6 protein-coding genes are annotated in these 11512 nt (G+C 67.9%); all 6 read right to left on the bottom strand.

Translation table 11 applies throughout. The features are described 5' to 3' along the window. Positions 1 to 411: 411 nt before the first annotated feature. Entirely contained in the window at positions 412 to 3183 is a 2772-nt protein-coding gene (locus AB1824_01610) for a protein kinase (GenBank protein MEW5763647.1), read from the bottom strand. Between the two features lie 176 nt (positions 3184 to 3359). Beyond that, positions 3360 to 6161 (bottom strand): protein kinase, encoded by a 2802-nt coding sequence (locus AB1824_01605; GenBank protein ID MEW5763646.1) that lies wholly within the window; start codon positions 6159 to 6161, stop codon positions 3360 to 3362. 289 nt (positions 6162 to 6450) lie between these two features. Next, positions 6451 to 6942: an AAA-associated domain-containing protein gene (locus tag AB1824_01600; protein ID MEW5763645.1), complete on the bottom strand. Its 492-nt coding sequence runs from the start codon at positions 6940 to 6942 to the stop codon at positions 6451 to 6453. Between the two features lie 12 nt (positions 6943 to 6954). Then, entirely contained in the window at positions 6955 to 7707 is a 753-nt protein-coding gene (locus tag AB1824_01595) for an ABC transporter ATP-binding protein (GenBank protein MEW5763644.1), read from the bottom strand. A gap of 27 nt (positions 7708 to 7734) precedes the next feature. Continuing rightward, entirely contained in the window at positions 7735 to 9444 is a 1710-nt protein-coding gene (locus AB1824_01590; GenBank protein ID MEW5763643.1) for an ABC transporter permease subunit, read from the bottom strand. Positions 9445 to 9633: 189 nt separating this feature from the next. Beyond that, a complete protein-coding gene (locus tag AB1824_01585) occupies positions 9634 to 11325 on the bottom strand; it encodes a right-handed parallel beta-helix repeat-containing protein (GenBank protein MEW5763642.1) in 1692 nt (563 codons plus the stop codon). Positions 11326 to 11512 lie beyond the last annotated feature (187 nt).

The raw sequence follows: 11512 nt of genomic DNA, 5'->3' as shown, positions 1-11512 counted from the left end.
CCGGCCCGCCCGAAGGGCGGACGGGGCGAAGGACCGGGACGGAGAAGCGCGTGCGCTTCGACGGAACGGGCCGAGCCCCGGAGGAGGCGTCGAAGGCGCCGGGCCGGATGGGGCGGAGAGAGCCGAACCTGGGGATCGGCGCACCAGCAAGCCAGCGGGAGCGGCAAGGGCCTGGAGTACGCCTTCGAAGCGGCCGATGCCCGCATGGACCGAGGGGCCGGCTCTTGCAATCAAGGGCCGCCACAGTGGAGGCCTTCGAAGACGGGAGGGCACGAAGGCCCTCCCCAACAGAGAGGACATCGGCCTTAGGCGGCGCATCCGGGAACGGGAAACGGCCACCCAGTCCCCCAGTCCCCAAGTCCCCCAATCCCCTCGTCCTTTCGTCTGCCAGCCTCTGAGTCCCCTGGTCCCTCAATCCCCTGGCATCTTCAACGCGGCCTTCCAGGAAGGGGGGGCGAGGCGCCGGGCTTCGGCCTCGAGGCGGCGGGCGGCGGGCAGGTCGCCGGCGGCGCGGTGGAGGGCGGCGGATCGGGCGAGGGTGAGGGGGAGCAGGGCCCGGGCCTCGGGTTCGGTGGCCGCCTCCAGGCGGCGCCGGGCCAGGAGGCCGTCGAAGGCGGGCACCAGAAGGGCGGGAGATGTCCCTTCGCGGAACCTCAGAAAGAGACCCAGTTCACCCTCTTGGAGGTGCTCACCGGGAAAGGTCTTTGAAAGCACATCAAAGATCTTTCGGGCCTCGGCCGCCCGGCCCCGCCTCAGAAGGGCATCGGTGAGCCAGAGTCCCGGCTCCGTCACCTTGCCCCCGGCGTCGGAGGCGTAGGAGAGGCGGAAGCGGCGCTCGGCCTCTTCGAAGTCCCCGCGCAAATAGGCGGCGATGCCGGGGTAGAGGTCCACGTACCACTCGAAAACACGGATGGGGTCGCTCCCCACGAGGCGCCGGCCCCAGACCTCGTCGCCGGCGTACAGGGCGGCCCAGAGACCCGTCTGCCCCACTTCCATGCGGGCGAAACGGGGCGCGGCGAAGGATTCGTCCACCGCCTTCTGGCACCCCTGGTAATCTCCCGTAAAGAAGAGGGCGTCGGCGCGGATCTGCTCCAGGTAGCGGGGCGCCGGCGTCGAAGGGCCGGGGGGCGGCGGTGCCTCCGCGAGGGAGAGGGCCTCCCGGTACCGGCCGAGGCCGATGAGGGCCGAGGCCTGGAAGAGCCGGCCCAGGTAGCCGTAGGGGCCGGGAGTGTTCCCGGGCCACTCCTTTTCGCACAGCTCCAGCATATCCGCCCACCGGCCGGCCTCCCGGTGCTGGACGAGGCGGAAGATCAGCCCGTTGAAGGACGAAAGCTGTCGGGAAGGGGGAAAGAGCGCTTCTCCCTCATCCTCCAGGTCGCCTTCCGGCGAAACAAGCCTCCGGATCTGCCTCTCGGGGTCCACGAAGAGCAGGACGCCCCGGGGCCCGGCCTTTCCGAAGGTCATGCGGTCGTAGCTGTCGAAGCCCACGCACCGGTAGAAAATGGGATGGTCCAGCGGGTCCACGGAGCAGTCGGGGGAGGAGACCATGGCCGCTTCTGCTCCCATTTCCCTTCTCAGAGCCACGGCCCCCACGAAAAGGGCACGAAAGAGGCGGTTGTTGACGCAGGCGTAGACGATCTCGTCCACGCCGTCTCCGTGGAGGTCGGCGTAGGTCCATCGGGAGATGTGGCCGGAGTTCTCCACGCTGAGGAGGGGGAGAGCGGTGGTGTGATCTACTTGCATTCCGCGCCGGATCCGAAACACGCTCAGAACGGAGGGGTACCAGGTGGCGTGGACGCCCCGGGCCACCAGACACGCCGGCTCTCCCTTCCGGAAGACGTGGGAATCGAGGGTTACGACGAAGCGCTGGCTGAAGGGGATGTCGGTCATGAAAAGCTGGAACCGCGACCAGGGGCGGCCGCTCCTGTCGAAGCATTCGATCCACGTCCGGCCTTCATCACTGCCGAAGAGGGTGGGGGTCTCCTCTGTCGGCATGAAGGAAACGGCCACGGCACCGCTCCCCTCCGGCCCGAAGCGGCCATAGTGCGCAGAGCAGATGGGCCGGTCGAATGTCCGGGACCAGACCATCCGACCCTTTCGGTCCCGGACCTCCAGGCGCTTCCCCTGGATGACCGTCGTGAGGTCGCTCCCCCCCTCCCGCCACGCCAGGAGGCCCCACCCGAGCCCTCCGAGGGCCGCGGCCAGACCCGCCGCCAGGACCCTCCGCCGCCAGACCCGGGGAAAGTAGAAGCCCGCCGACCGGCCCTTCAGGGCCTGCAGGACCTCCCCGGCGGAGGCGTAGCGGTCCGAGGGATCCCGCGCAAGGAGGCGTCCGGTCACTTGCACCAGCCACCTCGGCACGCCCCGGGACCTGAGAAGGTGGTAGGGCGGCTCCTCGGCGAGCTGGCGGCTGGCCACCTCCAGGCTGTTCGTCCCCTGGAAGGGCACGTGCCCCGCCAGCATTTCGAAGAGAACCGCGCCGACGCCGTAGAGGTCCGAGCGCACCGAAGCCTCACCCCCACGGATGACCTCCGGAGCCATGTACCCCGGCGTTCCCAGGGCCACGCCCGTGAGCGTCAGGCTCTCTCCTAGGTCTTCGCCCTTGGCCAGACCGAAATCTCCCAGCTTGACCGATCCGTCGGCTCCCACAAGGACGTTCCCGCTCTTCACGTCTCGGTGGAGAACGCCCAGGCCGTGAAGGTGGGAGAGGGCCGCCAGGATGCAAACGGCCACGGACTCGGCCTCCCGATGGGGGAGCCCACCCTCCCTTCGGATTCGATCTCGGAGCGTCTCCCCCTCCACCCACTCCATCAGGAGCGCCGGCCGCTCCTCCACCAGGATCAGGTCGTGGATCGGGAGAAGGTGGGGATGGGGAGCCCGCAGGGAGGCCTTGATCTCCCGCCTCAGCCGTTCGAGGGTGCCGTCTCCCTCCTCGGGACGGTCCCAGAGGAGCTTGAGCGCCACACGGGTTCGGGCCAGTTCGTCGATGACGCCGTAGACCACGCCCGAGGCCCCCGTGCCCAAGACTCGTTCGATTCGGTAGCGCCCCTCGAGAAGGTCACCCGGCTCGCGGAGGGGCTGGAGGCCCCGCTCGATGCGCGCCGGAACCGCCGTGCCCCCGCAGGACGGACAGGAATGCAGGCCCTCGTGGAGGGACCTCCCGCAGCCCGAACAACGCGCCATGGCTCATGTTAGCACGAGAGAAGACAGACGAGAAAAGGAAAACGTCAGACGTTGGACGCGAAACGTTGGACGCGAGACGGGAGACAGGAGACGGGAGATGGGAGACGCCACGCCAAGTGGGCCTCCCTCCCTACCTTCCCCTTCTCACTTCTTCACTTCGCGACTTCTTCACTCCCTCACTTCCTCCCCTCTCCGCTCCCTTCTCCACCTCGTCCGCCCATTTCAAGCGCGGCCTTCCAGGAAGGGGGGGCGAGGCGGCGGGCTTCGGCCTCGAGGCGTCGGGCGGCGGGCAGGTCGCCGGCGGCGCGGTGGAGGGCGGCGGATCGGGCGAGGGTGAGGGGGAGCAGGGCCCGGGCCTCGGGTTCGGTGGCCGCCTCCAGGCGGCGCCGGGCCAGGAGGCCGTCGAAGGCGGGCACCAGAAGGGCGGGAGATGTCCCTTCGCGGAACCTCAGAAAGAGACCCAGTTCACCCTCTTGGAGGTGCTCACCGGGAAAGGTCTTTGAAAGCACATCAAAGATCTTTCGGGCCTCGGCCGCCCGGCCCCGCCTCAGAAGGGCATCGGTGAGCCAGAGTCCCGGCTCCGTCACCTTGCCCCCGGCGTCGGAGGCGTAGGAGAGGCGGAAGCGGCGCTCGGCCTCTTCGAAGTCCCCGCGCAAATAGGCGGCGATGCCGGGGTAGAGGTCCACGTACCACTCGAAAACACGGATGGGGTCGCTCCCCACGAGGCGCCGGCCCCAGACCTCGTCGCCGGCGTACAGGGCGGCCCAGAGACCCGTCTGCCCCACTTCCATGCGGGCGAAACGGGGCGCGGCGAAGGATTCGTCCACCGCCTTCTGGCACCCCTGGTAATCTCCCGTAAAGAAGAGGGCGTCGGCGCGGATCTGCTCCAGGTAGCGGGGCGCCGGCGTCGAAGGGCCGGGGGGCGGCGGTGCCTCCGCGAGGGAGAGGGCCTCCCGGTACCGGCCGAGGCCGATGAGGGCCGAGGCCTGGAAGAGCCGGCCCAGGTAGCCGTAGGGGCCGGGAGTGTTCCCGGGCCACTCCTTTTCGCACAGCTCCAGCATATCCGCCCACCGGCCGGCCTCCCGGTGCTGGACGAGGCGGAAGATCAGCCCGTTGAAGGACGAAAGCTGTCGGGAAGGGGGAAAGAGCGCTTCTCCCTCATCCTCCAGGTCGCCTTCCGGCGAAACAAGCCTCCGGATCTGCCTCTCGGGGTCCACGAAGAGCAGGACGCCCCGGGGCCCGGCCTTTCCGAAGGTCATGCGGTCGTAGCTGTCGAAGCCCACGCACCGGTAGAAAATGGGATGGTCCAGCGGGTCCACGGAGCAGTCGGGGGAGGAGACCATGGCCGCTTCTGCTCCCATTTCCCTTCTCAGAGCCACGGCCCCCACGAAAAGGGCACGAAAGAGGCGGTTGTTGACGCAGGCGTAGACGATCTCGTCCACGCCGTCTCCGTGGAGGTCGGCGTAGGTCCATCGGGAGATGTGGCCGGAGTTCTCCACGCTGAGGAGGGGGAGAGCGGTGGTGTGATCTACTTGCATTCCGCGCCGGATCCGAAACACGCTCAGAACGGAGGGGTACCAGGTGGCGTGGACGCCCCGGGCCACCAGACACGCCGGCTCTCCCTTCCGGAAGACGTGGGAATCGAGGGTTACGACGAAGCGCTGGCTGAAGGGGATGTCGGTCATGAAAAGCTGGAACCGCGACCAGGGGCGGCCGCTCCTGTCGAAGCATTCGATCCACGTCCGGCCTTCATCACTGCCGAAGAGGGTGGGGGTCTCCTCTGTCGGCATGAAGGAAACGGCCACGGCACCGCTCCCCTCCGGCCCGAAGCGGCCATAGTGCGCAGAGCAGATGGGCCGGTCGAATGTCCGGGACCAGACCATCCGACCCTTTCGGTCCCGGACCTCCAGGCGCTTCCCCTGGATGACCGTCGTGAGGTCGCTCCCCCCCTCCCGCCACGCCAGGAGGCCCCACCCGAGCCCTCCGAGGGCCGCGGCCAGACCCGCCGCCAGGACCCTCCGCCGCCAGACCCGGGGAAAGTAGAAGCCCGCCGACCGGCCCTTCAGGGCCTGCAGGACCTCCCCGGCGGAGGCGTAGCGGTCCGAGGGATCCCGCGCAAGGAGGCGTCCGGTCACTTGCACCAGCCACCTCGGCACGCCCCGGGACCTGAGAAGGTGGTAGGGCGGCTCCTCGGCGAGCTGGCGGCTGGCCACCTCCAGGCTGTTCGTCCCCTGGAAGGGCACGTGCCCCGCCAGCATTTCGAAGAGAACCGCGCCGACGCCGTAGAGGTCCGAGCGCACCGAAGCCTCACCCCCACGGATGACCTCCGGAGCCATGTACCCCGGCGTTCCCAGGGCCACGCCCGTGAGCGTCAGGCTCTCTCCTAGGTCTTCGCCCTTGGCCAGACCGAAATCTCCCAGCTTGACCGATCCGTCGGCTCCCACAAGGACGTTCCCGCTCTTCACGTCTCGGTGGAGAACGCCCAGGCCGTGAAGGTGGGAGAGGGCCGCCAGGATGCAAACGGCCACGGACTCGGCCTCCCGATGGGGGAGCCCACCCTCCCTTCGGATTCGATCTCGGAGCGTCTCCCCCTCCACCCACTCCATCAGGAGCGCCGGCCGCTCCTCCACCAGGATCAGGTCGTGGATCGGGAGAAGGTGGGGATGGGGAGCCCGCAGGGAGGCCTTGATCTCCCGCCTCAGCCGTTCGAGGGTGCCGTCTCCCTCCTCGGGACGGTCCCAGAGGAGCTTGAGCGCCACACGGGTTCGGGCCAGTTCGTCGATGACGCCGTAGACCACGCCCGAGGCCCCCGTGCCCAAGACTCGTTCGATTCGGTAGCGCCCCTCGAGAAGGTCACCCGGCTCGCGGAGGGGCTGGAGGCCCCGCTCGATGCGCGCCGGAACCGCCGTGCCCCCGCAGGACGGACAGGAATGCAGGCCCTCGTGGAGGGACCTCCCGCAGCCCGAACAACGCGCCATGGCTCATGTTAGCACGAGAGAAGACAGACGAGAAAAGAAAAACGTCAGACGTTGGACGCGAAACGGGAGCGAAATCCGCGGGGCGGGCGGCCTCCTGGCTTCCTTTCAGGATGTGGCCCCCCGCGATGGGCTTTCACCGCGTGGCGCGGAGACGCCGAAATGGACTCCCTAAGGGCCTTCCCCGCCTCCCCTACTTGCCTACTTACCTACTCACCTACTCACCTACTCACTTACTCGCTTACTCAGCTACTCCCCTGCCGTCTCCCCAACTCCCCAGCCAAACCGGCGGCTACTCCAGGGTCTGACCCTCGTCGAGGTAGAAGAGGTCGTGATCTCGGTTGTAGCCGAAGATCTCGGCGTAACGCCCCCAGGCCACGAGGGCGTGAAACTGCTGGTCGGGATTGGTCTTGGGAAGGATGCGGGCGAGTTCGTCGAGAAGGTCCTTTCTGGACATCCGGTGGTCTTCCTCGCCCTCGAGCATTTTCTTGAAGTACTCAAAGATGGGGATCTTGAGCATGCGCTCCTTGAGGAGCGCCTTGATGGCGTTCTGGTCGCCGGCGTTGATCCGGCGCCCGGCGTCCAGCAGCTCCACGTCGCCCCCCGGAGTCGTCACCAGGCCCAGCAGTTCGGCGCCCCGGATGACCTCCACGAGGTCGCTCGATTCGTAGTGCAGTTCCCGGGCGAGCTTGTAGATGTCCTCCTTGCCGCCGTGGTCCTCCAGGATTTCCAGGAGGCCCAGGACTTTGCTGATTTCGGATTGGGGCAGTGGGTCCACGTCCATGTTCCGGCTCCTTCAGGCGATCTTCTCGAAAACCCGGTCCACGAAATCGGCGAAGTGCGAGTCGCGCCGGTTCCGGGGACGCGGCAGGTCCACGGGCCGATCCTCCACGAGGCGGCCCGGGTGCCCGTTGAAGATGAGGATGCGATCGGCGAGTTCCACGGCTTCCTCGATGATGTGGGTGACCATGATGAGGGTGTTCACGGGGATTTCGCGGTCCTTCCAGAGGTCGATGACCTCCTCGCGCAGGGAGGCCGCGGTGAGGGCGTCCAGGGAGGAGAAAGGCTCGTCCATGAGGAGGATCACGGGCTCCAGGGCCAGGGCCCGGGCGAGGCCGACCCTCTGCTTCATCCCGCCCGAGAGCTCGCGGGGGTAGGCCTCTTCGAAGCCGTCCAGGCCCACCTTGTCCAGGTAGAAAACGGCCCGGCGGCGCCTCTCCTTCGGTGGAACCCCCCTGGGCTCCATGCCCAGCTCCACGTTTTGCACGACCGTGAGCCAGGGCAGGAGGGCGAAGGACTGGAAGACCATGGCCAGCTCGGTGTTGACGCCGACGACTTCCCGGCCCTTGTAGGTCACCACGCCCGCCGTGGGGCGGATGAGCCCGTGGATGACGCGCATGAGCGTGCTCTTGCCGCAACCCGAGGGCCCCACGATGGCGGCGAACTCCCCTTCCGCCAGCGAAAAGGAGACGTCCTCGAAAGCCGGGAGCATGCCCTTGGCGTACGGGAAGGCGTGGGTCACGTTGGTCAGTTCCAGGAGATTCCCCATGGCCGAGTCACTCTAACACAGTCAGGCTCATAGTTCTACGCGGAAGCGCTCGGAAGCGAAGGTGTAGAGGCGCCTCCAGAAGAAATGGTTCATCAGGACGATCACCGTCACCATCGTGAGGAGCGCCAGGACCATGAGACGCACGTCCCCCAGTTCGTAGGTGGCCCGGTCGAGGGCCGCTCCGATGCCCGTGACCGTGTGGACCTCGTGGGCGTACTTGAAGTACTCGGAGACGATGAGGGCGTTCCACCCCCCGCCCCAGCCCGTGACGCTCCCCGTGATGAGGGCCGGCAGGATGGCGGGAAAGGTGAGGCTCCGGAAGGTCTGCCAGCGGGTCAGGCCCAGGGAGAGGGCCGCCTCCTTCAGCTCCCTGGGGATGCCGTCCACCCCCGAGAGGAGGTTGAAGAGGAGGTACCACTGCATCCCGGTGAGGATGAGGAGCACGGAGGCCACGTTCATGCCGCCCGCGTACCGGATCACCAGGTACACCATGAGGGGAAAGAGCGCCGTGGCGGGAAGGGAGGCCCCGATCTGGGCCAGGGGCCGCACGAACTGCATCACCCGACGGCTGTTCCCGGCCCACACGGCGACGGGAACGGTCCACGCCAGGGAAATGAGGTAGGCCGCCAGCATCCGGAAAGTGGAAAAGACCATGGCCAGGGGGAGCTCCCGCGCCTCCCGAGGCCACGGACCCAACAGCACCTTCGTGACGGAGAAGCCCGCCCAGACCAGGACGGAGGCGAAGCCGAGGCCCGCCGCGAGGCCCACGAGGCGCCAGAGGAGGCGCCCCACCTTCCGCGGCAGGGAACGGCGGCCGATCCACCCTCCGGCGGCTTCCACCCCGTGGCGCACGGTCCTCCAGGCCTTGCTCGCCCCCCGGCGGGCCAGGATGCGAACCTGCCGAACGACGGGCCCGCCCCTCAGGGGCTTCCGGACCGCGCCGATGGTTCTCTCCGTGGAGGACACGGCCATTTCGTACCGGAACTGGGTCGACCAGGCCGTGAGGGGCCTCCAGAAGAGGACGTCCACCACGACGATGATCGTCAGGAGGACCCCGATGCCCGCGAAGGTATGGCCCAGGCGGCCCTCCTCCGTGGTGCGCGCCAGGAAGTACCCGAGGCCGGGCAGGTTGTACGTGACGGGGCCCACGGTGATGATCTCGCAGGCGATGAGGAAGTACCATCCGCCCGCCCAGGAGAGCATGGAGTTGTAGACCAGCCGGGGAATCGAGGCGGGAAAATACAGGCTTCGGTAGGTCGAGGCCGCTCCCAGCCCAAGGGAGCGGGCCGCGTCCTTCAGGTCTTCCGGGACGGTGGAGCAGGACTCGTAGACCCCGAAGGCCATGTTCCAGGCCTGGCTGGTGAAGATGAGGAAGACCGAGGCCATCTCGATGCCCAGGCGGCTCCCTCCCGCCAGGGCGATGAAGAAATATACGGCGGCGGGGAAGAACCCCAGGACGGGGATGGACTGGAGGATGTCGAGGATCGGCAGGAGGATCCTGCCCGCCCGGGGCCGCACGGCGGCGTAGTACCCGTACGGGAGGGAGAAGAGGAGGGCGCAGGCGTAGGCCGCCACGATCCGGATCAGGGAGTGGGCCACGTAGAGGGGGAGGTCTCCCAGCTCCGGGCTCGGGAGACCGGGGCCCCCGGGCCGTTCCCACTCGAAAATCTGGGTCACGCCCGTCAGGACGAGGACCACGACGAGAAGGCCCCAGAAGAACCTGGCGTTTCCCCTCAAGACGGCCTCCCCGATCCGGTATCCTTCCGCCTCGCGTTCCTGGCGTGCCCCCTGTTCCCCGGCCCGCCCTCGCGGGGAGACCGGGAACCCGGCTGGCGAATCAACGAATCAACGGGACGAGGAGCCGTGGACAGGTATGGGCTTTCGCCCCTCTGTCCGGGCCTCTCCACGGCTTCCGTCTCCATTCCCTCACGGCCACTGCCAGTTGAGGGTCGCCTCGCCCCCGTCGGGGTTGACGAAGCGGAGGGTGGCCGCCGTGTTCTTCGGCAAAGCCGCCTTGAGGGCCGCGCCCCCCTTCAGAACGACCTTGGCGGCGCTCTTGCGCGTGAGGTTGTTCCACTCCACGCCGTTGATGTAGACCCGGATTCCCTCCTGGAGGTTGCTGCCGTTCACGATGAAGCGAAAGGGGTTGACCTTCTTGAGGATGCTCGTGACGACCGGCGGCGGCGCGTATTCGTCCGCGCCCAGGTCCACGGTGGCGCCGATGGGGCGGGGATTCCCGTCGATGTCGTGGTGGACCCCCGAATCGATGCCGTGGTCCACCGCCGCCGACGACGAGCCGATGTGATAGTCGCCGTTCGCAGGGTCCAAGAAGGCCGGGTCCCCCGAGACGGTGGTGGAGCCCACCGTGACCGTGCCGCTCCCGCCGGTCTCGGCGTCGTTGGCCCATGCGCCGGTCCCCCACAGGACTCCGTCGGCCGTGATGGTGGTCATCGAGTTGGCGAACAGGCCCACCGAATGGCCCGCCACGATCACGTTCTCGAGGGATGCCGTGGATTCCCCTTCCGTCTCCACGGCGTAGCCTCCGTTTTCGTTTCGGTTCTCGGAGAAGGTCACGTGGTCCAGAAGGGCCTCGGAGTTGCTGAGCAGGTTCACGGCGGCCTGGGGAAACCACCCGGACCGGTTCCGCGCCAGGACCGAGTTCGTCAGCACCAGGGTGCCCGAGAGGACCTGGATTCCGGGGGCGGAGTACCCTTCGTTGTCCAGGAACCAACAGCGATCCACGGTGAAGGTGAGCCCGCCGCCCACGGCCCGTATGGCGCCCGCGTCGTTGCCGGCCTCGTTCTCCCGAAAGACGCAGCCCGTCAGGGTGGCCGGGACTCCCGCCATGTACACACCGCCCGCGTATCCGGTGGTGCCGATCCCCACGCTGGTGCTCAGACCATTCTGAAGGAAGAGCGAATCCTCGATGAGGAGCGAGCCCCCGCCTGTGCTGTACACGTCCAGCCCGCCGCCCAGCCAGGAGTCGTTTCCCTGGAATTCGCAGTCTTCGATCACGACGCTTCCCTGGCTCGACACCGAGATGCCGCCTCCCCGGGGGGCGCTGCACCCGTTGCAGTACGCGTCGTTGAAGAGAAAAAAGCTGTCCCTCGCCGTCAGGTTGCCGTTGACGAGGCGAATGCCGCCGCCGTAAGCGTTGGTCGAGCCCGTGATGAAGGCGTAGTTGCTCTCGAAGCGGCAGTTCTGGACGGTGAGGTTCGAACCGTACGCGTAAACGCCGCCCCCTTCGCCCTCCACGTACCCGTTCTGCACCGTGAGGCCGTCGAGGACGACGGACAGGCCCGTGTTCACGACGATACACCTCCGGACGCCCTCGCCGTCCAGGATGGAGGGATGGGCCCCTGGATCCCGAACGGGGGTGCCCGAGGCGGCCCCGTCCCACCCCCCGAGCAAGGAGAGGGAGTGGGAGATCAGGGCCACGTTCCCGCTCATGTCGCCCATATAGGTTCCCCCGGCGAGGTAGAGGACGTCACCCCCCCCGGCCGAATTCAACGCCGTTTGCAGGGAACAGGGGCTGCCCTGAGAGCCTCCGCCGCTGCCCGAGGGCGTCACGAACCAATCCGCCGCCCTCGCCGCCGTTCCCAGCAGGCACATCGCCATCGCCGCCCATGCCCATCGCCCCCTCCCCCGTTTGGTGTCTCGCCCCATGATCCACCCCTTATGAGTACGTCTCCTTGAGAGCCTGATCCCACTCTAGCGGGGCAGGCGGCAAGTGGCAATAGCCCTCGGGATGCGCCCACCCTTGTGTTCTCCACGGCTCGCGCGCCCCGTGCGGCCCGGCCCTCCG

Source organism: Acidobacteriota bacterium, assembly GCA_040752915.1.
GTDB lineage: Bacteria > Acidobacteriota > UBA4820 > UBA4820 > DSQY01 > JBFLVU01.
This window is presented reverse-complemented; position numbering and strand designations above follow the sequence as displayed.

What these genes read in the sequence shown, in the direction of transcription:
- AB1824_01595 (MEW5763644.1), bottom strand. Translation starts at nt 7,707, where the DNA reads ATGGGGAATCTCCTGGAACTGACCAACGTGACCCACGCCTTCCCGTAC.
- AB1824_01600 (MEW5763645.1), bottom strand. Translation starts at nt 6,942, where the DNA reads ATGGACGTGGACCCACTGCCCCAATCCGAAATCAGCAAAGTCCTGGGC.
- AB1824_01610 (MEW5763647.1), bottom strand. Translation starts at nt 3,183, where the DNA reads ATGGCGCGTTGTTCGGGCTGCGGGAGGTCCCTCCACGAGGGCCTGCAT.
- AB1824_01585 (MEW5763642.1), bottom strand. Translation starts at nt 11,325, where the DNA reads ATGGCGATGTGCCTGCTGGGAACGGCGGCGAGGGCGGCGGATTGGTTC.
- AB1824_01605 (MEW5763646.1), bottom strand. Translation starts at nt 6,161, where the DNA reads ATGGCGCGTTGTTCGGGCTGCGGGAGGTCCCTCCACGAGGGCCTGCAT.